We start from the raw sequence: 22,313 nt of genomic DNA, 5'->3' as shown, positions 1-22,313 counted from the left end.
TATTCACGATGAATCTTTTCTCATCTGGCTGACTAAGTGCGGGAGTTCTGGCAAAATTAGCTTATTCATGGCTAGTCGCACAGCGTTACTAGAACCAGGAAGGGAGAAAATTAATTTATTTTGATAAACGCCAGCAACAGCGCGAGATGCGATCGCTCTTGAACCAATTTCTTGATAACTTAAAAAGCGAAACAACTCGCCAAATCCCGGCAAAGTCTTTTCTAGTAACTTTTCAATGGCATCATAGGTGGTATCTCTTGGTGCAATTCCTGTACCACCATTGAAAATCACAGCATCTAAATTCGCGCTTTTACCCAAGAGTTCTATTTGCTCTTGAATCTGCGCTGGTTCATCTTTGATAATGGTATAGGTGGCGATGGCGAAACGCCCGCTGTTCGCCATGGGCTGCGCCCCGCCAAAGGCGATGGGCTGCGCCCCGCTGGAAGCGATCGCATGGTTAGCGCCGAGAAGTAATTGCTGAATCAGTTGACCACTTTTATCTGTATCCGGGGAACGGGTATCGCTGACGGTAACAACAGCACAAGTTACCGTCATTCCTGGTGTATCTGGGTGGGGTTGTAGCGTCATAGGCAAGTTATTAAGCTGCTACAGAGAGGTCTTTAGTCTTTAGTCTTTAGCTAATGACTAATGACTAATGACTAATGACTAATGACTAATGACTAATGACGAATTAAGATTTGCTCAATCCGAGACCGTTGTCCTTAGCATACCGCTCCATAAAGCGCATAAAACGCTCCCATTCTTCAGGGGTTTTCATGAGGACAAGTGCTTCTAATGCTTCCGGTTTACCGTTGACAAATTTACCCTTAACTTCGCGGGTGATGATTTCGCCTTCTTCGTCAATCATGTACATCCCGGTAACTTCTTCGGTGCTGCTTTGCCCCAAAATGGTTGGGTTGGTAAAAATGAACGTTGCTGTGCCTTGGTCACCACTGCGCGATCGCGTTAGGCGCACGTCTGGAACTACTTCTTCGTCAATACCTCTTGAAAACTGAATTTTTGCCATGATGAGAAAATTTAAAGTTTTGTAATGGTTAATTTAACATTCTCTCATCAATTAGAACTCCACTGTACTAAAGGCGATGGATATTTATTTTTAAGGGATAATATTTAGCTTGCTTCTCTTTCCAGTATCAAAGTCACTGGACCATCATTTTCAATCATTACTTCCATCATTGCCCCAAATTCGCCCGTTTCTACCAGCAAACCGCGATCGCGTAACTTGGCAACAAAGCGATTGTACAAATCCGCTGCTAATTTGGGTTCGGCTGAACGGTCAAAGGAAGGACGGCGACCTTTGCGACAGTCTCCATAAAGAGTGAACTGACTAATTACTAGTAACTGCCCACCAATTTCTTGCACAGACTTTTGCCAACGCTCACCCCCATCATCATCAGGAAATAGCCGCAATTCCAAACACTTCCGCACCATCCAGTCGAGTTCAGCATCAGTATCAGTATCCGCAATGCCGACGAGCAAGTTTAACCCCCGCCCAATTTTGCCAACAATTTCCCCATTAACGGTAACTTGAGATGATTTAACTCGCTGAATGATCACGCGCATAATCTTTATTAGTCATTAGTCCTTCGCCATTTTAATAACTAATGACCAATGACTAATGACTAATGACCAATGACTAATGACTAATGACCAATGACTAATGACTAATGACTATTTCCCAAAGCCTTTACCGCGACTGACTGAAGGTAAACAAACGCAATTTTCGATCTGCGCTAGTAAAGTCTCACTATCCAGATTTTGGCCAATCAAGACTAGCTGGTTTTTTGGTGTACCTTTCCAATCATCATTATCCATAGTGAAGCGTTTGCCGCACAGGTGAAAAATATGACGATTGGGACTTTCATCAAACCACATAATCCCTTTAGCTCGGAAGATACTAGAGGGTAGCTGATTATCTAAGAAATATTGAAATTTCTTAATAGCAAAAGGCTTGTCACTCTGGAAAGATATCGAGGTAAAACCATCATTTTCTAAATGGTTGGAATGATCATGGTCATGGTGATCATGATGATCGTGAGCATGATCGTGGTGGTCGTGACCGCAGGTAGAATGGTCGTGATCGTCGTGGTCGTGATGATCATGATGGTCATGATGGTCATGATGGTCATGGTCATCCGCCGCCGTCTCAAAATACTTATCAGACTCAAACAGACCCACACTGAGAATTAAAGGTAGTGGCACTTGCGATCGCGTAGAGCGGATAATTCGCGAATCTTCCTTAACTTCGCCAATTTTTCTTTCTATCTCCTTCAGAGTGGCTTCATCAACCAAATCTGCCTTGTTAAGAATAATCACATCACCGTAGGCAATTTGACTGAATGCTGCCTGAGAGTTGAATAAATCCAGGCTGTAATTTGCCGCATCTACCACGGTGATAATCGAATCTAGACGGGTTAAGTCCCGCAATTCTGAGCCAAGAAATGTCATGGCTACTGGTAGGGGATCTGCAAGTCCAGTTGTTTCTACAACTAGATAATCTAGCTTTTCTTCCCGTTCTAAAACTTTGTAAACGGCATCGACCAAATCATTATTAATGGTGCAGCAGATACAACCGTTACTCAGTTCCACCATGTTCTCGCCGGTGGAAACGATTAACTCGTTATCGATGCCTATTTCGCCAAATTCATTCACTAGAACAGCGGTTTTTAGACCTTGCTGATTTGTCAGAATATGATTAAGTAAAGTTGTCTTGCCGCTACCAAGAAAACCAGTAATGATTGTTACTGGTAAGCCTTGTTTTGGCGCGTCCATTGCTTGAGATTCGGAAGTGACTACTGATTGCATAGCGCAGTTATGAAAAAAAGTCAAATAAGATGATAAAACTCTGAGCGGCTGCTGGAACCAAATCAGAAGTGGCAAAATGTAGCGCAGATAGTCCAGAAAACACTAGCACAGCGATTGCGGAAATCAAAATTCTCTCATTCAAAATTCAAAAAGCTGATGACACAAGCTTTGCGGTAAGTTTGAATAATTGGTTTATTTTCGCCCTGCTGTACTAGCATAGGGATGCTGGACTGTCATCCCAGTTGCTTTACCCTATTATTGCGTATCTTCTTCGGCATTACTTCTGTTAAGCTGTTCGATATTTAATTTGCTGACAGTCAAGAGCCAGGATACTTGCCAATACTGGGTTTTTCTTTGTGAATTTTGAATTCGTGAATTTTGAATTGCTATGACCCTAACCCTTTACAATACTCTCACCCGTCGTCAGGAACCGTTTGCAACCGTCGAACCAGGAAAGGTTAAGATGTATTACTGCGGCGTGACGGTGTACGATTACTGCCATTTGGGTCATGCTAGAGCTTGTATTGTCTGGGATGTTGTGCGTCGATATCTCCAGTTTATCGGCTATGAAGTCCGCTATATCCAAAATTTTACCGATATTGATGACAAGATTCTCAACCGCGCCCGCGAAGAACACTCGACGATGGAAGCTGTAGCCGATCGCTATATTCAAGCATATTTTGAGGATATGGGGCGTTTGGGAATTAAAGAAGCTGATGAATATCCCCGCGCTACCCATACGATGAATGGCATTCAGCGGTTAATTCATGAGTTGGAACACAAAGGTTTTGCTTACCCGGCTGACGGCGATGTTTATTATGCAGTGCGGCATTTTGATGGATATGGCAAGCTTTCAGGACGCAAGCTAGATGATTTACAAGCCGGTGCTAGCGATCGCGTCAATGTCCAAGATTTAGAATATCAAAAAAAGAAAGATCCCTTTGATTTTGCCCTGTGGAAGGCAGCAAAACCAGGAGAACCCGCTTGGGAATCCCCTTGGGGAAAAGGCCGTCCCGGATGGCATATCGAATGCTCGGCAATGGTGCGCGATCGCTTGGGTGAGACAATTGACATTCACGCTGGTGGTGCTGACTTAATTTTTCCTCACCATGAAAATGAAATTGCCCAATCGGAAGCGGTGACGGGTAAACCCTTAGCTAATTACTGGCTGCACAACGGCATGGTGAAGGTAGATGGTGAAAAAATGTCCAAGTCTTTGGGCAACTTTATCACTATTCGCGAATTGCTAGATCGGGGTGTTGAACCGATGGCGGTACGGCTGTTTGTGTTGACGGCCCAATATCGCAAGCCGATTGATTTTACCAATGATGCGATCGCCGCCGCAACCAACGGCTGGCATACCCTCAGAGAAGGATTACTCTTCGGCTATCAGCACAGTCAGGTAATAGGAACAGGGAATCAGCCAATTTCTAATTCCTACTTTGAACGCTTTACAGAAGCTGTGAATGATGACTTTAATTTCCCTGGTGGGTTAGCAGTCATATTTGAACTAGCTAAGGAACTCATCCGCGAGGGAAATATCATTGTGCATCAAGGCAAAACCGAAACACCAACAGATGAGTTACTCAAAACGTGGCAAACACTTGTAACTTTGGCTGGAGTTTTAGGTTTAGAAGCCAAGCCAGAAGCCGAAACGCCTGTAAATGATGGTTTAGGTGATGGGGAAATTGAGGATTTGATTCAAAAACGGCAAGCAGCGAGAAAAGCCAAGAATTTTTCAGAAGGCGATCGCATTCGTGACGAACTTTTAGCCAAAGGCGTTACCTTAATTGATAGCCGTGAAGGAACCCGCTGGCACAGGAGTTAATAATTTTGAATTTTGAATTGTAATCATGTTTTCTGAATTAACAAACGCGATCGCTCATTTTAATATTCCCGCTGATTGGATTGGGATTAGAGCCGTCAAAGAAACCAACTCAACCCGTTATGTTCGTGACGGCTTACCCAAAGCTAATGGTAAATCTTCCACAGTGGGAGCGATGCTAGAAGTTTTGGTAAATGGCTGTTTAGGTTATGCCGCTACCAACTCCCTAGAACTTTCAGCCCTGCAAGTTGCTGCTCAAACAGCCTACAACCAAGCATTAGCAGCCAGCGAATGGTGGATTTATCCCTTCAGTGAAAGTACACGTCCGAAAGTCGTCGGGGAATATAACTCGCCATTTCTACAACCATTAGATGCCATCAGTCCAGGGGAAATCAACGATTTACTCGTTCGCATTTGCCAAAAGCTGAAAGTTGACGACAAGATTGTGCAAACCACAGCCAGCGCTAGCACCAGCGAGAAAGAGACTTGGTTTGTCAGCAGCAACGGCTCACAGGTATATCAAAAATTTATCTCCTTGGGAACTCATTATGGTGCGATCGCGCAAGATGGTGCAACAGTCCAGCAACGCACCAACAACGGACCCCATGCAAACTGTTACCAAGGCGGATGGGAACTATTAAAACAAGAGCACTTATGGCATCGGGTGCAGCAAGTAGGCGAACAAGCAATAGAACTATTAACAGCCGACGAATGCCCAACCACCCGCACCAACTTAGTTTTAGCCCCAGACCAAATGATGCTGCAAATTCACGAAAGCATCGGACATCCCCTAGAAATTGACCGGATTTTAGGAGATGAGCGCAACTACGCCGGCGGCAGCTTTGTGAATAAAAGTGATTTTGGCAACCTAGTATATGGCTCTGAAAAACTAAACATTACCTTCGATCCCACCGTATCCGGCGAATTTGCCAGCTACGGATTTGATGATACAGGCGCTGTAGCCACACGGGAGTATGTCATCAAAGCCGGCGTACTCCAAAGAGGTTTAGGGAGCCTTGAAAGTCAAGCCAGAGCAGGTATACCAGGCGTTGCCTGTGCCCGTGCTTCCTCCTGGAATCGACCAGCAATTGATCGCATTGCCAACTTGAATTTAGAGCCAGGAAACGCCACCTTTAACGAAATCATCGCCGACATACAACATGGCGTTTACATGGAATCTAACCGGTCTTGGTCAATTGACGATCGCCGTTATAAATTTCAGTTTGGTTGCGAATACGCCAAATTAATTGAAAACGGTAAACTCACCAAAACCCTCCGCAATCCCAACTATCGCGCCACCACACCAGAATTTTGGCACAGCTTAACCAAAGTCGGAAATGCCTCCAACTGGGAAATGTACGGCACACCTTTCTGTGGCAAAGGAGAACCAAATCAAGCGATTTCTGTAGGACATGGTTCACCCGTTTGTCTATTTGCTAATGTCGAAGTTTTCGGCGGCGGATGAAATCGTAGGACAGGCATCTTGCCTGTCATCAATGTAGAACAGGCATCTTGCCTGTCATTCAGCAGCAGGCGAGACGCCTGCTCTACATTTAACGTTATATTTATCCCACTTTCAATATTTGACACGTAAGATAATCATGAAGATTGAGGAATTATCTGCTTTAGAAATTAGTTTTAATCAACTAATTGAAACTCTACTGATCAAAAAATCAGAAAGCGAACAATTCACCGTCAGACTCAGCAGTGAAAAAAGTCAATTTACCCGGTTCAATCATGCCAAAGTCCGCCAAACTGGTTGCGTCGCTGACGGTTGGATTAAACTGACTTTAATGCAAGATCAGCGCAGCGCTTATCAGGAGTTTCCCTTTACCGGCAATTGGCATCTAGATTGGCAAGCAGCATACACAGCTTTGCAAGAACTACGGGCAGAAATTAGCTTATTACCCGTTGATCCTTATTTAGTTTTACCCACAGGAAACAATACCAGTCGAGAAGTTCATCCAGGGAAATTATTAGCAGCAGAATCAGTAGTTCCCACCTTGCTAGAACTGGTGACAGAATTAGATTTTACTGGCATATATGCAGGCGGAGTAGTAGTTAAAGCTTACGGTGATTCCAGCGGACAAAAACACTGGTTTGCTACCGATTGTTTCACCTTAGATTATTCTCTATTTACCAATTCTGGGCAAGCTGTTAAAGGTACATTTGCCGGCAGTGATTGGAATGAACCTGCTTATATAGCCAAAATCAACGAAGCAAAAAAGCAATTAGAACTGCTTTCTCGTACTCCTAAACAATTGCCAAGAGGTCAATACAAAACCTACTTTGCACCTGCCGCAGTTGCCGATTTATTAACTATGCTTTCTTGGGGTGCTATCAGCCAGGCAGATATCCAACAAGGAAATAGTGCTTTAGCTGCTTTATGGCGTCAAGAAAAACAGCTTTCACCAAAATTCTGTTTAAAAGAAAACTTTCAGCGGGGTTTAGTACCGCGATTTAATGAATTGGGAGAAATGGCTGCACCAGAGTTACCTTTAATAGATCAAGGAATTTTGGTAAATACCTTGGTGAATTCTCGCACCGCTAAGGAATATGGAAAAACGGCTAATGGCGCTAATGGTTCGGAAACTTTACGTGCGCCAGAAGTGAGTTTGGGTAATTTAGCCTTTGAGCAGATTTTGCCAAGTTTAGATACAGGTTTATATCTCTCAAATTTGCATTATTTGAATTGGAGCGATCGCCCCAGTGGTAGAATTACAGGTATGACCCGCTATGCCTGTTTTTGGGTAGAAAATGGCGAAATCATCGCCCCCATCGAAAACCTGCGTTTTGACGAAAGTCTCTACCGCTTCTGGGGTGAAAATCTAATTGATTTAACCAACTTTCAAGAATTTATTCCCGAAGTCGGAACTTACGAAAGTCGCCAATTAGGCGGTTCTTTAGTTCCCGGTATGTTGGTAAACGATTTCACCTACACTTTGTAATCATCTCGCGCAAAGATGCCAATAAGCTTTTTTATCTTTGCGACGGCAGTCGACTCAAGTCGGGCCTTGCCCACCCAACGCGCTGCCTTGCCTTTGAGCGAGATTACAGCAGGTTTCAGCGATCGCGCACCGACTACACCAACTTAATATTTCCCCCAGCCTGAAATACCTGTTGAGCCGTCAAATTCAAATCTGGGAACGTTGGTGATTCAATGCGGTCAGAACCCTTAAAATGGTTAACCTCATACTCACCATCCACCAAAAAGTAGACACAGATAGTCGGTTCTATCGAGTTCCCGATATACCGCCTACCTCCCAAACTGAGATAATCAACAACCCAGTATTCAGGAATGCTAATTTTTTCATAGTCCCTGACCTTATCCAGGTAATCAACTCGCCATTTAATACTGATAACTTCAATTACCAAGGGAATTGATGTCCCTTGAGTCACGGTTGAAGATTTTTCCCATAAATCTTCTGCCGTCAAGGCAGGACGATTTAAGATCATGACATCTGGTGAATAGCCTGTTTCTCTGCTTGGTGGTTTCACCAAAGCTTGCTGGGGGATAAAGTAAGGGAGATTTAGCCGCTCAAACTCTACAGCCAGTTCTGTAGTCAAAAAAAGAGTAATTTTTTCATGTATCTTGTCTGGCTGCATCTCAATAATTTCGCCGTCGTGCAGTTCATAACGTTCACCCTCTGGCTTCCAGTTCAGAAATTTGGCAAACGTGATATTTTTCGGTAAAGCTTGCACCATAAAACCTCATTGTGTAGTTATTTGTTGTGGCGATTCAAAATAAGTAAATTCCCGAACTAAACTCCTGCAAATTAAATTTGCATACATTCATCAGCCAGAAGACTCTGCAATCCTGGCTTGGATGCTGGTCGAATTTTGTGCCTCTTACAGAGGTTCTGCACTAACGCGTAGGAGCGGTTGGCTCTATTTTGAATTTTGAATTTTGAATTTTGAATTTTTTACAGCCTATCTCTTCTTATAATTAGTTGAATTTTTCGGCGGCGGAGTATCTACTTGTCGCAGTTGTTGCCGTCCGTTGGTGATAATTCGTAGCATTTCCTGGAGATCCTGCTCGATATTTTCCAGGACGCCATCAGCATATTCATCAGCACCATCTTCAATTTGTTCAGCTTGTGCGATCGCAGTTTGTCGCATTTCCTCCAATTCTTGCTGACAGGCACGCTGCTTGCGTTCAATTTCCGCCAGGGTGTCTTGCATCATCGCATCACACTCTTGCTTCACCTGTCGCCGCAGTTGTTCAGCTTCCCGTTCTGCCTGTCTGATAATATCGCTTTCAGCCAAAATTTGCGCTCTTTTTGCTTGAGCGGCATCAACCACTTGCTGCCCATACTCTTCTGCTTCTAAGAGAATTTCCTCCTTTTGTTCTACGATCACTGCTGCTTCCTGAAAAACCGATGGCAAAGAAAGCCGGATAAAATCTAGCTGTTCCAACAGCTTTTCTTCATCTACCAATGTGCGTCCTGTCAGCGGAATTCGCAAACTAGAGAGAACAATTTCTTCTAGGCGGTTGAGTTCCTGCTGGATGTCTACGCCTCCCGTTCGCAAAGCTTCTCCGGGGGAGTTGCCATTGGCATAGTCTTCAGGGGGGAGATTGTTTCCGTGATGATTGGATTCGACTTGGGAGAGTTGTGGTCGTAGCATTGGTATATCTCTAGGGCAATGTGTGGGGGAACGAGATGATCGACAGAGCCACCAAACCTTGCAATCTCTCTTACCACACTACTACTTAAAAAACTATACTCATTCGAGGTAGCCAAAAAAACTGTCTCTATTTGAGTTGAAAGTGTTTTATTAGTGTGCGCCATTTGTAGCTCTATTTCAAAGTCAGAAACCGCTCGTAAACCCCTGATTAAAACTTGTGCCTCTCGCATTTGGGCATAATTGACAGTCAGACCGTCAAAGCTGTCTACCTCTACATTTGGTAGATGTTTTGTAGTTAGGCGAATCTGTTCTAGCCGTTGCTGGACTGTAAACAGTGGCATTTTGTGAGGATTTCGCAGTACGGCAACTATCACAAAGTCAAACAGCCGACAGCCGCGCTGAATGATGTCAAGGTGTCCCAAGGTAATGGGGTCGAAGCTACCGGGATAAATAGCAATCACAATTGTATATAGTTCAAAGTTATTTCGGTGATTATATCCAAAGTATTTATTTAACTTACTTAAATTTAACATCTCCTGCTCCTGTGCAAGGCTGCTAAATTCAATTGTTGTGGTGGTATAAGTTATGCTCAACTGGGCATTAGGAACTAGCATTGACATTGGAGATGTCTTATCTCTAATGGGGCGTTGCTTCCTTCAGTTCTTCTAGGTAATTTTGCATGGCACTGGATTTTCCCGCCTTGCCCTTGGCGTTTCAATTTACTTCTCCAGGACCGATTCTGGTGAAAATAGGGCCAATAATTATCCGCTGGTATGGCTTGTTAATTGCCTCAGCCGTGTTAATTGGCGTCAGCCTTTCCCAGTACTTGGCAAAGCGTCGTCACGTTAACCCGGAGTTGCTGAGTGATTTGTCAATTTGGCTGGTGATTGGGGCGATTCCCGCAGCACGGCTATATTACGTTTTGTTTCAGTGGTCAGAATACGCCCAGCATCCAGAGCGGATTATTGCCATTTGGCAAGGAGGCATTGCCATTCACGGAGCGATTATCGGTGGCGTTGTGGCGGCGTTAATCTTTGCCAAACGCCAGCAAATTTCTTTTTGGCAACTCACAGATTTAGTCGCTCCTTCGCTGATTTTAGGACAAGCGATCGGACGTTGGGGGAATTTCTTCAATTCTGAAGCTTTTGGCGGCCCCACCAATTTACCGTGGAAGCTTTATATTCCCTGGGAACGTCGTCCCCCTAACTTGGCTAATTTTGAGTATTTCCATCCCACCTTCCTCTACGAATCTCTGTGGGATTTAATGGTGTTTGCTCTGTTAATCACGTTGTTTTTTCGTGCTTTATCTGGTAACCCACGCCTGAAGGTAGGGACGCTATTTTTGGTGTATTGGGTAGCCTACAGCTTAGGACGCTTTTGGGTCGAAGGCTTTCGCACGGATAGCTTGATGCTGGGGCCACTGCGGATGGCACAAGTAGTGAGTTTAATGGGAATTAGCTTGGGATTAGCTGGGTTGGCTTGGCTGTACTTACTAAGACGCCCTTTGCCTGATGTGGTGTCTCCCTTAAAAGGGGATGGGGCGATGGAGTGATGATGTGATGAGGATTGGGGAAGAGGTGATTAATTTCCATGACCGATTTCCAATTACCGATTACCAATTACCAATTACCAATTACCAATTACCAAAAATAAAAAATGCCCCAGAGTTTTCTCTAGGGCTTAACCAGGGTGCATCTACCATTTCTCTCTACTGGGCAAAGGAGGTAAATCCGGAAAGATACTGAGAAAATGCCAAAAACTTTTTTTTTGCCGAGTTGCTGTATGTGCGTCTAAGAGTAAATATACGATGAAGTTGTGTGATAATAGCCATCTAGATCCCGTCAGTCCAGGGGTGTACATTGTGGGCGCAGGCCCCGGAGATCCAGATTTATTAACAGTCAAGGCGCAGAAACTGCTGGCTGTTGCCGATGTGATTTTGTTTGCTGATTCTTTAGTACCAGAACAGATTTTGGCTCTCTGTCGGCAAGACGCCCAGATCATTCGGACTGCGAATAAGACTTTAGAAGAGATTTTGCCGATGATGATCGAAGGGGTGCGATCGCATAAATCTGTGATTCGTCTCCATTCCGGCGATCCTAGTCTTTACAGCGCCATCCACGAGCAAATGCACCTCTTGGCAGAGGCAAACATCCCCTTTGAAGTCATACCCGGTATTAGTGCCTTTCAAGCTGCCGCAGCAAAACTCAAAATAGAACTGACTGTTCCTGGTTTAGTCCAAACTATTATTTTGACGCGGATCAGTGGCCGCACAGAAGTGCCCCCAGGGGAAGAATTAGCTTCTTTGGCAGCACATCAGGCTAGTCTTTGCTTATATCTGAGTGCGCGTCACGTCGAAGAGGCCCAAGCCAAATTACTAGAACACTATCCAGTCGAAACCCAAGTGGCGATTTGCTTTCGCATCGGTTGGCCTGATGAAAAAATTCGGGTTGTTCCTCTCAACCAAATGGCAGAGTGTACTCATGAAGAACAACTGCATCGGACTACACTTTATGTAATTAGTCCAGCACTCTTGCCAGCAAAAGGGCGATCGCGTTTATATCATCCCGAACATAGTCATCTGTTTCGTTCATCTCCAGGGTAACCCTTGTCGAAGTGGGAGATAAATATTTAATTTTTAAGGCTTCATCTCCCCCACTGTAAGTAGTGCAACGTCAATAATTAAAAGTTTGTAGTAAGGACTTTAGTCCTGTCTTGAGGACTGTAGTCCTCACTACGAGCTAATTGATTTTTATTTATTCTCGCCTACTTACCGCCGTAATTCGATAAACTTAACGAAGTGATTGCCACCATCAAAGTTAGCAATTTTAAATTTTGAACTGTTTATTATGCCATTAATTAAAGTACAAACTTCTGTATCTGCTCCTGAAAAAGCTGATGTTGAGGCTATGCTCAAAAGCCTATCAGCCAAGTTAGCCAAGCATACAGGCAAACCAGAATCCTACGTGATGACAGCTTTTGAACCGGAAATTCCGATGACCTTTGCTGGCACTACTGACCCAGTTTGCTATATAGAAATTAAGAGCGTCGGTACAATGAAGCCAGAGCAAACTGAGGCTATGAGTCAAGAATTTTGCCAGCAAATTAACCAGTCCCTAGGTGTGCCTAAAAATCGTATTTACATCGAGTTTGCAGATGCTAAAGGTGCGATGTGGGGCTGGAACGGCACAACCTTTGGTTAATTTATCTGCAAAAAAGCCTCACACAAAGGCAAGTGTTTCAAATTGTTACACAAATTACTGGCGGCTTAAGAACATGGTAGATAAATGCATCATCTTGGAAAATAACAATCATGTGAAGGTATTGTGATTAATTTATTTCAAAATAATAATTATGTGAAGGTATTGTGATTAATATTTTCATCAGGTGCATATCTGGCTTACAACTTAATTTAAGTAGCCCGATTTTTACTTAGTTGAGTTGTAGTTTAGTTGGCTGAGACATCGCCGATGAATAGGAATACCTCAGAGCATCGTCAGTTTAGTTTGGGTGAGCTTCCTCCTCAGCAGCCATTAAGGCTAGAGCGAACTTTAACAGCGCTGGAGACTGGAGGCTTTAGTTTAAGTGGCTTGCTGTTGTGGTTGGGAGTTGCACCCAGTATCCACCTAGCCCTTGGGCCTCAAGCTATGCTTGTTTGGTTGCCAGCAGCAATAGTGTCTATGCTGCTAAACCTACAGGTATCTCGCTTGGGAAAACATTATCCAGACACGGCTGGAGGTACGCCCAACTATACTACTAAATTACTCAAAGACTATCCATATCTAGCTACTTATGGAGCGGTCGGCTATCTGATGGGTTGGGTCTCTGTTCCACCAATCAACGCGATCATCTTAACCAACTTAATCAAGACTCAGCTAACATCTATAAATATTGCTTGTCCAGAGACTTTACTAAAAATTGGATTTACGTTAATCCCCTTTATTTTAGCTTTTAGCAGTATCCGCGCCTCAAGCATCCTGCACTTATTTTTTGTTCTACCAGCGATCGGCTTTTTAGTTGTTTTTTGCGTTCAAGGTATGGGCTGGTTAGCATTTTCTCCAGCTAGTCCTGGTTTTTTTCCATCCCTAGAAACGTGGCAACCAACATCTCTGCATTTTGTAGATTGGGCGAAATGGTTTTTCATTGCTATCTATTGCACATACGCTGGTGAAAGTGCTTCTTCATTTGTCGCCGACAGCAAACGTCCTGGGGAAACTTTGCGATTTCTGAAGTTGACAGCAAGTCTGATTCCCATCGTTTATTTGGGTGGCTCTTGGGTGCTGATGCGTTTAAATACGGGTTCACATCATGGGAACGATACTTTCTCGAACCTGTTAGCAGCAGCTTTGCCATTTTGGGGTGAGTCGGCTTCAGTTTTGGTGACTTTTCTGATCGTCTGCGGCGCATTTCTGAGTTCAGCGACAGCCGTTTCTAACTGTCCGCGAATATTTTACCAATTGGCGATTGACGGCTACTTGTCCCCTGTGTTTGCAGTGTTGTCTCGCCGTGGTGTACTTGTACCCGGTCTGGTATTTACCCTTTTACTCAGCCTGATCTGTTTAGCTTGGGGCGATGTATCCCGCATAGTGATGGTGGCTGGTACTAGCTATGTGGTAGCAATGATGGCAATCCATTTAGGAATATGGCTGCGCCGCCAGCACCCAGAAGCACTAGCTCCCTGGTGGTCACTGGGTATTTTCTTGATGGAGGCTGTTGTATTAGTTGTGGGTGGCTGGGCTTGGGGTTGGCAAGATTGGACTGTAGGGATGTTTTTGCCGATAGCGATTGTATTTGTGGATGTGGCGATTCGGCGGATTTCCTGGGCGCCATTCCATCGTCATTGGTGGATAGAACGCGATCGCACACAAGCCTATAATCCGAAAAAAGATTTTGTCGCCACTCAGGTAGTAGTCCTACTGCTGTTGGTTTGTGCTGCTGTGACTGTCACTTGGGTAGTCAAGGGTCTGTTAGATGACACCCTCAGTAGTGCCAGCAAGGATCTGTTTGTGGTTTTGCTGATCGCGATCGCTTTTGTGAGTGTGGCGGTTGCTTGCTGGACTAGCTTGCCACAAGTTGCTGCTATTGATGAAGCTCGCCAAAACGCGGAAAATCTCTTTATCACAGCCCTTGACACCGTTTTGGATACTATTTTGGTAGTTGATCAAGATGGAGTAATTAATCAAGCAAATCCAGCAGCAGAGCCACTTCTGGGCATCAACAACTACAATTTACTGGGGCAAAAGCTGAACAATTTTCTGCCAGGACTACCGTCCAATCCTGCTATTTGGCAAAACCGCAGTGAACAAACATTAGAACGGCGTCAAAGCTTACGCGTCATTGAAGCGACAATTTCACAACGCCGCCAGAAGTTTAACAAACAATATATTGTCATTCTGCGAGACGTGACTGAGCGCAAGCAGGCAGAGGCACAACTCCAGCAAGCCTTGCGAAATCAAGAAGAACTCGCTGTCACTGCTACTGCACAAGCACAGCAACTAAAAATCGCTTTGAAGAATTTACAAACTACCCAATTACAATTAATTCAAACTGAAAAAATGTCCTCATTGGGTCAATTAGTCGCTGGTGTTGCTCATGAAATTAATAACCCAGTTAGTTTTATTTATGGTAACCTCAGCCACGTTGATCAGTATACTCAAGATTTACTGACTTTAGTCAACCTGTACCAGCAAAACTATCCCCAGACCAATAGAGAAATTCAAGACTGGATTGAAGATATTCAACTTAACTTTCTCATAGATGATTTACCTAAAACCTTAACATCTATGAAGGTAGGTGCTAATCGGATTCGCGAAATTGTCCTAACTTTGCGAAACTTCTCACGGCTCGATGAAGCAGATATGAAACTTGTTGATATTCATCAGGGCATTGATAGCACACTGTTGATTTTAAATCATCGTCTCCTAAAGAAACCTGATTCATCATCAATTCAAATCATCAAAAAATATGGCAATTTACCCGTGGTCGAATGTTATGTGGGACAACTAAATCAGGTATTTATGAATATCATCGGCAATGCAATTGATGCTTTGCAACAACAATATCAGCACCGCTCACAAGCAGAAATACAAAATAAAATCAGTGCCATTACTATCAGCACCCAAGTAGAAAATGAGCAGTGGGTAAAAATTAGCATTAAAGATCATGGACCCGGAATGACAGAGGAGGTCAGGGCGAGATTGTTTGATCCATTTTTCACCACTAAGCCTGTAGGCAAAGGCACAGGTTTGGGATTATCTATCAGCTATCAGATCGTGGTGAATAAGCATGGCGGAAAAATCAAGTGTGTTTCGAGCCTAGGACAAGGAACAGAGTTTGTGATTGAGATTCCAATTCAGCAAAACCAACCAACAAAAATAAATATGGGTTAAGTGAGTAAGACTTACGCACTGACAGAAAATAATCAAAGTCCATAGTCGAGATTATTAGATATTTCAAACATTTTAGGTTTGATTTTTTAGTGAGGCAAATCTCTCTGTGGGTAGTTGATTTTTATTTTATGGTTAATTTGGCATAATTTATCAAATATAAAGTGTTTATTGAATAGACCGACAGGGTACTATGAAATCAAAGCTACATAAATTATAGGATACACAGATGTACGGCTTAATCAACAAGGCTATTCAGGATATGGTATGCGAACGCTTTGGTAAAGAAGCTTGGCAGGCAATTAAACAAAAGGCTGAAGTGAAAGTAGATTCCTTTTTAAGGATGGAAAAATATCCTGATGACCTGACTCACAGATTAGTAAAGGTCACAAGTGAAATTGTGGGTTTATCGACAGTGGAAGTTATGGAAGCCTTTGGAGAGTATTGGATACAGTATACTGGCAAGGCGGGGTATGGTGAAATCATGGACATGGGCGGTGATACGCTGCCCGAGTTTTTGGACAATTTAGATGATATTCATACTCGTTTGGGTGTAATTTTTCCCCAATATAATCCCCCTTCTTTTGAGTGTGATCAAGTAGAGGATAACTCCTTGAAATTGCACTACCATTCACAGCGTGAAGGACTAGCTCCAATGGTTACGGGACTGATTAAGGGTTTAGGGACAAGGTTTAATACAGCAGTTAATATTACTCAGACTCAATATCGAGAAGAGGGTGCCGAACATGATGCTTTTATGATCGAATATAAACCTAACTGACCACCTCATGACTTCCTCGCAGTTTAATCTTTCACCACAGTCCTTTATCAAAGCCTTTCCATTTCATGTTGTGTTTAATCGAGACAGGAGTATTGTCCAAGTTGGAGAGGTTTTACAACGCATTCACCCATATCCTTTAGTAGGTAGTTTAATTGAGCAACACTTCCAGATTCTCCGTCCCAAGATTCAGATTGAATTTATAGCTATCACTAAACGGATAAACTCTTTGTTTCTGTTTAAATGCCTGCATAATGGGATGATTTTTAAAGGACAAATGATCTATCAACAGGAGCAAGACATGATGTTTTTTCTTTGCTCTGTTTGGCTAAATGATACAAATAGTCTAACTTCCTATGGTTTGAAACTAAACGACTTTGCAATTCACGACCAGACTGTTGACTTAATTTTTTTACAACAAGGCAAAAATACAGCTTTGGAGGATATTCAAAATTTAACAAATGAACTGACTCAGCAACAGGCACAGCTACAAGAGGCCTTAGCCGTTCAAAAAAATCTCGCTCACACTGCTGAAACACAAGCCAAAAAGTTAGAACATACTCTCAAGGAGTTGCAGCATACCCAATCTCAATTAATTCAAACTGAAAAAATGTCTAGTCTAGGTCAATTAGTTGCTGGTGTCGCTCACGAAATTAATAACCCCATTAGCTTCATTTATGGCAACATCAAATATATTAGAGAATACGCTGAGTATTTACTGAGGTTAATCGACTTTTACCAGAAGCATAATTCTCAAGCTCACCCAGAAATTGAAGAACTACTCAAGGAGAATGACCTAGAATTTATCATCAAGGATTTACCAAAAATATTATCTTCGATAGAAGTTGGTTCTAATCGCATTCGTGAAATTGTCCTAACTTTGCAGAGTTTTTCACGCAATGATAAAACAGCAATACAATCTGTTGATATTCATGAAGGCATTGATAGCACACTGTTGATTTTACAGCATCGTCTCCAGGAAAAACTTAATACTCCGTCAATTAAAATTATCAAAGAATATGGCAATTTGCCTTTGATTAAATGTTATATGGGGCAATTGAATCAGGTATTTATGAATATCCTTAGCAATGCAATTGAGGCTTTGCACAAGCATAACAAGGAATTATCGCCAGCCGAAAGAAAAGATTATTTGAGTACAATTATAATTCATACCCAAGTTATCAATAGTGATTGGGTAAGAATTTCTATTAAAGATAATGGTTCGGGGATGACTGAAGCGGTTAAGCAACGAATATTTGATCCTTTTTTTACTACTAAACCTGTGGGAGAAGGCGCTGGGTTAGGATTATCTATCAGCTATCAAATTATTGTGGATAAACATCAAGGTAGGATAGATTGCATTTCTAAACCTGGACAGGGGGCAGAGTTTGTGATCGAAATTCCGATGAAATACAGCCCCACGGCCAAGACAAGTTGATCTGGCGGGTGTAGGATAGAGATCCAGCATCAACTCGTGATTTTTTATGTCTGCTACGCCGCTTGTTTCCCTGGTTAATTCGCCCATCCCCAAAACATCAGAACTCATTCCTCCCCTACTTGGTGCTTCTGTTGCGGAGTTAACCGCTTGGGTGCAGCAGCAGGGACAACCAGCTTATAGAGGTAAGCAGTTGCATGAGTGGATTTATCAAAAGGGGGTGCGATCGCTTGCTGATATTTCTGTTTTCTCTAAAAATTGGCGGGCAGAAGTGGCAGCAGTCCCCATCGGGCGCTCTACTCTACATTACCGCTCTGTTGCCCCCGATGGCACTGTTAAGTATCTCCTGCAACTTGCAGACGGGCTAATTGTGGAAACTGTTGGCATCCCCAGCGATAAGCGTTTAACTGTCTGCGTCTCTACTCAGGTGGGTTGCCCAATGGCGTGTGATTTCTGCGCTACTGGTAAGGGAGGCTACAAGCGCAATCTGACTCGCTCGGAAATTGTCGATCAGGTGTTGACTGTTCAAGAAGATTTTCAGCAACGGGTGAGTCATGTGGTATTTATGGGCATGGGCGAACCGTTGTTAAATACGGAGAATGTCCTGGCAGCTCTGAGATCTTTAAATCAAGATGTGGGCATAGGAGCGCGATCGCTAACTCTTTCTACTGTGGGTATTCCCTCGCGCATTCGTCAGTTAGCACAACACCAATTGCAAGTCACTCTCGCTGTTAGTCTGCACGCACCTAACCAAGCATTACGAGAAAAACTTATCCCCAGCGCTAAACCCTATCCGTTAGAAGATTTGCTGGCTGAATGTCGGGAATATGTGGAAATTACTGGACGTCGCGTTAGCTTTGAGTACGTCCTCCTCGCTGGGGTGAACGATTTGCCAGAACACGCATTACAATTGGCAAAATGTCTGCGGGGATTCCAAAGTCACGTAAATTTGATTCCCTACAATCCCATCCAGGAAGTTGATTATAAACGCCCAAGTCGCGATCGCATTGACGCCTTTGTTAATGTCCTCAAGCAACAAAACACTGCTGTTAGTGTTCGTTACTCTCGCGGTTTAGAAGCTGATGCCGCTTGTGGACAACTAAGAACAAGTAAAAGTAATGGGTAATTGGTAATGGGTAATTGGTAATGGGTAATTGGTAATTGGTAATTGGTAATTGGTAATTGGTAATTGGTAATTGGTAATTGGTAATTGGTAATAAGTATTCAAGCGGCAATGAAATAACTTTTACCTTTTGGCGTAAATACCTGGGGCATAAGCCTCAATCACTTTGCCAGTGCGCGTGCAGGTGATCATTAAGTAGTCACAAGTTGGGCATTGTGTCCGCGTTAATTGACTATCAGAAATATAGTGACGTTCGGCTGCACTGCCGCAGTTTGGACAGCAAACTTTTTGTATTATCTGCATTTTAGAGCACCCAGATTTAATGATTTTTTTGGAAAAAAAACTTTAAATTAAACAAGTGAAAATTCTAGGTTGAAAATTTTAACAACGAGCCACAAGATGAAGAGATTAGGTTCTAAAAAACTTCAGCATTGAAAACACTTTGATATTTATACTTATCATAATAGCTTATAGGGTAAATAAATATCATACTTTAGATATATAAATATAATTTACCCATGAATTCTGCTTAGATTTAGACTGATCCCTGTCAATAACCCTTTGAGATAACCTTGTTTATAGTTATCGACAAAAAAAATACTTGTTTTTTCATTCAATAGCTAAATTTACAGAAAAACTGTAGTCAAAGTCACAAAATATTTTTCTTAAGATTTAATTAATATTCCTAGAGGCTTGATCAGCTAGTTCAGGTTTAATTGACACACAACGGATCAGGGTTGATGGGGATTGAGGAAATACCCTCTTTAGATGGAGGGAAAAAGTTGGGAGAAAAGATAAATTTTCACCAGATAGATATCCCCGTGTGAATAGTGTAATCACACTTCCACTAGGAGATAAATCAGCTAACTAAACCACATTGACTATAAACGCGCCATTCCCAACTCGACACCGAAACCCTAGGCAGAGATAGTAAATTTTTTCTTAGCTAGAAAGTTAGCTATTGCTAGCTTGATGATGAATAATGATTAATTTGCCAGAATTTGTCCCAGAAGTTCCAGAAGTTCCAGAAGTTCCAGAAGATGGTGATATCTATTCAAAACTGATGGCAATTAGCCAAGAGGCTATTGAGAAAGCACATTACGAAACGGCATACCATGCGTTGTGTGCCGCTATGCACTACGCTCAAAATATTGGTGACAAGCATCGTCTAAAAGCTGTGGAAGCAGCGGCGAAACAACAGCGCGATTGGATTGACGCCCACGCCCCAGGACACCGGATGTCAACTCAGTCTGCTATTTTACGCAAAGGTATAAATCTATATGATACATTAGGCAGACAGGCAGCTACGCAGGCGTTGCTCGTCATAAAAAAGCAAGATCAGCTGCTTCCATAGCCCACCGCTGACTCTTTGTGCCTCAAGCGGGATGAAAATAATCATAAATCTCTTGGGCTAAATGTGGACCAATTCCCGCTACTTCAGCTAGCTGTGTGGGTGTGGCTTGGCGAATATAATCGACTGAGCGAAAATGCCCTAAAAGTTGCTTTTGGCGATGGTGTCCCAAACCGGGAATTTCATCTAAACGCGATCGCTTTAACTTGTCACTGCGTTGCTGACGATGAAAACTCACAGCAAATCGGTGTGCTTCATCCCGCAACCGCCGCAGCAACTGCACTCCTGGTTGTTCGGCATCTGTCTCTAGAGGTTGAGATTCTCCTGGTAAAAAAATCTCTTCTCGCTGTTTCGCTAAACTGACAACTCGCAAGTCTTCTAATAAATTCATCTCTTGCAAAACACCAACAACCGAGGATAACTGACCTTTACCGCCATCAATCATAATTAAATCAGGCCAGTCAGAATTACCCACCCTTGTTAATTGTGGATCTTCTGCATACTTGCGAAACCGCCGCCCAATTACTTCAGCCAAGCTAGCAAAATCATCTGAGTGTCCGGCTGTAACTGTGGGATTTTTGATTTTGTAATGACGGTAATATTGTTTAGCGGGTAAACCATCGATAAACACGACTTGAGAAGCGACTGCATTTGCACCTTGAATATGGGAAATGTCGTAACCTTCGATGCGGTGGGGTGAGTCGGGTAAATCGAGAATGGCGGTTAAATCTTGGGTTGCTTGGAGATTGCGATCGCTTAATTTTTGCATTCTCTGCAATTCATACTCGGCATTTCGCTCCACCATCTCAATTAATTCTGCCTTAGTTTGGCGTTGGGGAGCTAAAATCGTCACTTTTTTGCCTTTACGTTGAGTTAAGACATCCGCCAATATTTCCCCATCTGGTAACTCGTGCTGCACCAAAATCTCTGTGGGAATTTCCACCGCGTCGGCGGTTTGGTAATGTTCCTCTAAAACTCGTTGTAAAATAGCACCTTCCTCTTTTCCCCCTGTTGACGGGGGGGATGAAAGGGGGGGTACTTCCGCCACAAATGCCAAGCGTCCAACTAATTGCCCAGCCCGAATCTGGAATAATTGAATATAGGCGTGTTGTTCGTTGGCAGCAAGTGCTACTGTATCCCGTGAAACTGTGTCATCTGGTAGGGAGACTTTTTGATCTGCTGTCAGGGACTTTAACCCAGAAATTTGATCACGAATTCGCGCCGCTGACTCAAAGTTAAGTCCTGCTGCGGCTGTTTGCATTTGTTCTGTCAAAATATCAATTAGTTCCTGAGTCCTGCCTTGGAACACCATCGCCACTTTTTGGACGATTTTTCGGTATTCTGCTGGAGAAATCAGTTTTTGACAGACACCAGGACACCGCCCTAAGTCATAATTTAGGCAAGGACGGTCTTTAAATAGGGGTTGAGGTCTTTGTCGCAGGGGAAAGATGCGTTTGCAAATATGTACTATTTCTCGCAATAGTCCAGAATCGGTATAAGGTCCGTAAAATTTGTCCTTTTCTTTGCCTAATTGGCGTTTACGGGTGATGAAAATTCGCGGATAATCTTCTGACCAACTGATGCAGAGATAGGGATATTTTTTATCATCCTTGAGTAGGACGTTGAAATGTGGCTGGTGCTGTTTGATTAAATTGGCTTCTAGGGCTAAGGCTTCGGCTTCAGTGTCGGTGACGATGAATTCAATCTCACACACCAGCTTGACCATTGTGTTGATGCGTTCGGTTTTATTGTGCGCGTCTCGGAAATAGGAACGAACGCGCGATCGCAATTTTCGCGATTTCCCGATATACATGATGCGATCGCTTTTGTCCCGCATCAAATACACCCCCGGTTCCGGTGGAATTTCGGCGAGGCGATTTTCCAGTCGTTCTGGATCTTTCACCAGTGGTAGCGTTTGAGCAGATAAGGTCACGTCGCTTTGCTCCGAATTAAAAATTCAAAATTT

The 22,313-nt window shown here is 43.2% G+C and carries 22 protein-coding genes; 13 read left to right on the top strand and 9 right to left on the bottom strand.

The features are described 5' to 3' along the window. Window positions 1-3 precede the first annotated feature (3 nt). The 4 genes from CYLST_RS23415 to CYLST_RS23400 all read right to left on the bottom strand — a co-directional run bounded on the left by CYLST_RS23415 (window position 4) and on the right by CYLST_RS23400 (window position 2,826). Entirely contained in the window at window positions 4-588 is a 585-nt protein-coding gene (locus tag CYLST_RS23415) for a MogA/MoaB family molybdenum cofactor biosynthesis protein (RefSeq protein WP_015210224.1), read from the bottom strand. Between the two features lie 103 nt (window positions 589-691). Continuing rightward, window positions 692-1,027, bottom strand: a complete 336-nt coding sequence (gene psb28 / locus CYLST_RS23410) for a photosystem II reaction center protein Psb28 (RefSeq protein WP_015210223.1) — start codon at window positions 1,025-1,027, stop codon at window positions 692-694. Between the two features lie 104 nt (window positions 1,028-1,131). Beyond that, complete coding sequence (dtd, locus tag CYLST_RS23405) at window positions 1,132-1,584, bottom strand: D-aminoacyl-tRNA deacylase (RefSeq protein ID WP_015210222.1); 453 nt, start codon at window positions 1,582-1,584, stop codon at window positions 1,132-1,134. 108 nt (window positions 1,585-1,692) lie between these two features. Continuing rightward, on the bottom strand, window positions 1,693-2,826 hold the full coding sequence (locus tag CYLST_RS23400) for a CobW family GTP-binding protein (RefSeq protein ID WP_015210221.1): 1,134 nt from the start codon (window positions 2,824-2,826) through the stop codon (window positions 1,693-1,695). A 388-nt stretch (window positions 2,827-3,214) separates the two neighbouring features. Here CYLST_RS23400 and cysS point away from each other — a divergent pair, with 388 nt between their 5' ends. The 4 genes from cysS (at window position 3,215) to CYLST_RS36400 (ending at window position 7,746) form a co-directional block, all read left to right on the top strand. Beyond that, window positions 3,215-4,654, top strand: coding sequence for a cysteine--tRNA ligase (cysS, locus tag CYLST_RS23395; RefSeq protein WP_015210220.1), 1,440 nt, complete (start codon window positions 3,215-3,217; stop codon window positions 4,652-4,654). A 25-nt stretch (window positions 4,655-4,679) separates the two neighbouring features. After that, window positions 4,680-6,116, top strand: coding sequence for a TldD/PmbA family protein (locus CYLST_RS23390; RefSeq protein WP_015210219.1), 1,437 nt, complete (start codon window positions 4,680-4,682; stop codon window positions 6,114-6,116). Window positions 6,117-6,252: 136 nt separating this feature from the next. Beyond that, window positions 6,253-7,599 carry a TldD/PmbA family protein gene (locus CYLST_RS23385; protein ID WP_015210218.1) on the top strand — a complete coding sequence of 449 codons (1,347 nt, stop codon included), beginning with the start codon at window positions 6,253-6,255 and terminating at the stop codon, window positions 7,597-7,599. A 15-nt stretch (window positions 7,600-7,614) separates the two neighbouring features. Further along, a complete protein-coding gene (locus CYLST_RS36400; RefSeq protein ID WP_281172793.1) occupies window positions 7,615-7,746 on the top strand; it encodes a hypothetical protein in 132 nt (43 codons plus the stop codon). On the opposite strand, the gene CYLST_RS23380 is transcribed toward CYLST_RS36400, so the two are convergent. The 3 genes from CYLST_RS23380 to coaD form a co-directional block, all read right to left on the bottom strand. Continuing rightward, complete coding sequence (locus tag CYLST_RS23380; protein ID WP_015210217.1) at window positions 7,733-8,356, bottom strand: Uma2 family endonuclease; 624 nt, start codon at window positions 8,354-8,356, stop codon at window positions 7,733-7,735. The two genes, CYLST_RS36400 and CYLST_RS23380, sit on opposite strands and share 14 nt — an antisense overlap. Before the next feature lie 225 nt (window positions 8,357-8,581). Continuing rightward, entirely contained in the window at window positions 8,582-9,277 is a 696-nt protein-coding gene (locus CYLST_RS23375; protein WP_157162634.1) for a DivIVA domain-containing protein, read from the bottom strand. Then, the gene (gene coaD, locus CYLST_RS23370; protein ID WP_041233853.1) at window positions 9,163-9,738 is read right to left on the bottom strand and encodes a pantetheine-phosphate adenylyltransferase; all 576 of its coding nucleotides are present in this window, start codon (window positions 9,736-9,738) and stop codon (window positions 9,163-9,165) included. Before coaD ends, CYLST_RS23375 begins: the two co-directional genes overlap by 115 nt. 218 nt (window positions 9,739-9,956) lie before the next feature. Between coaD and lgt the strand changes: the two genes are divergently transcribed. From lgt to rlmN, 8 genes are all read left to right on the top strand, one after another. Then, a complete protein-coding gene (gene lgt / locus CYLST_RS23365; RefSeq protein ID WP_015210214.1) occupies window positions 9,957-10,829 on the top strand; it encodes a prolipoprotein diacylglyceryl transferase in 873 nt (290 codons plus the stop codon). Window positions 10,830-10,836: 7 nt separating this feature from the next. Continuing rightward, on the top strand, window positions 10,837-11,022 hold the full coding sequence (locus CYLST_RS23360; RefSeq protein ID WP_015210213.1) for a hypothetical protein: 186 nt from the start codon (window positions 10,837-10,839) through the stop codon (window positions 11,020-11,022). A 62-nt stretch (window positions 11,023-11,084) separates the two neighbouring features. Beyond that, on the top strand, window positions 11,085-11,879 hold the full coding sequence (cobM, locus tag CYLST_RS23355; protein ID WP_015210212.1) for a precorrin-4 C(11)-methyltransferase: 795 nt from the start codon (window positions 11,085-11,087) through the stop codon (window positions 11,877-11,879). A 244-nt stretch (window positions 11,880-12,123) separates the two neighbouring features. Beyond that, a complete protein-coding gene (locus CYLST_RS23350; RefSeq protein WP_015210211.1) occupies window positions 12,124-12,477 on the top strand; it encodes a phenylpyruvate tautomerase MIF-related protein in 354 nt (117 codons plus the stop codon). Window positions 12,478-12,744: 267 nt separating this feature from the next. Further along, window positions 12,745-15,663: an ATP-binding protein gene (locus tag CYLST_RS23345; protein ID WP_015210210.1), complete on the top strand. Its 2,919-nt coding sequence runs from the start codon at window positions 12,745-12,747 to the stop codon at window positions 15,661-15,663. Between the two features lie 226 nt (window positions 15,664-15,889). Then, complete coding sequence (locus CYLST_RS23340; RefSeq protein ID WP_015210209.1) at window positions 15,890-16,441, top strand: heme NO-binding domain-containing protein; 552 nt, start codon at window positions 15,890-15,892, stop codon at window positions 16,439-16,441. 7 nt (window positions 16,442-16,448) lie between these two features. Next, complete coding sequence (locus CYLST_RS23335) at window positions 16,449-17,876, top strand: ATP-binding protein (protein WP_015210208.1); 1,428 nt, start codon at window positions 16,449-16,451, stop codon at window positions 17,874-17,876. Window positions 17,877-17,922: 46 nt separating this feature from the next. Next, window positions 17,923-18,999 (top strand): dual-specificity RNA methyltransferase RlmN, encoded by a 1,077-nt coding sequence (gene rlmN, locus CYLST_RS23330; RefSeq protein ID WP_015210207.1) that lies wholly within the window; start codon window positions 17,923-17,925, stop codon window positions 18,997-18,999. A 120-nt stretch (window positions 19,000-19,119) separates the two neighbouring features. Here rlmN and CYLST_RS33670 read toward each other — a convergent pair whose 3' ends face one another. Then, window positions 19,120-19,299, bottom strand: a complete 180-nt coding sequence (locus tag CYLST_RS33670; RefSeq protein ID WP_015210206.1) for a hypothetical protein — start codon at window positions 19,297-19,299, stop codon at window positions 19,120-19,122. 679 nt (window positions 19,300-19,978) lie between these two features. Between CYLST_RS33670 and CYLST_RS23325 the strand changes: the two genes are divergently transcribed. After that, window positions 19,979-20,350 carry a hypothetical protein gene (locus CYLST_RS23325; protein ID WP_015210205.1) on the top strand — a complete coding sequence of 124 codons (372 nt, stop codon included), beginning with the start codon at window positions 19,979-19,981 and terminating at the stop codon, window positions 20,348-20,350. A gap of 22 nt (window positions 20,351-20,372) precedes the next feature. Here the strand turns inward: CYLST_RS23325 and uvrC are convergent, their stop codons facing one another. Beyond that, complete coding sequence (uvrC, locus tag CYLST_RS23320; protein ID WP_015210204.1) at window positions 20,373-22,280, bottom strand: excinuclease ABC subunit UvrC; 1,908 nt, start codon at window positions 22,278-22,280, stop codon at window positions 20,373-20,375. Window positions 22,281-22,313 lie beyond the last annotated feature (33 nt).

This window comes from Cylindrospermum stagnale PCC 7417 (assembly GCF_000317535.1).
Lineage (GTDB): Bacteria > Cyanobacteriota > Cyanobacteriia > Cyanobacteriales > Nostocaceae > Cylindrospermum > Cylindrospermum stagnale.
Note: the sequence above shows the minus strand (reverse complement) of the source record. Positions and strands in the feature narration are given on the sequence as shown.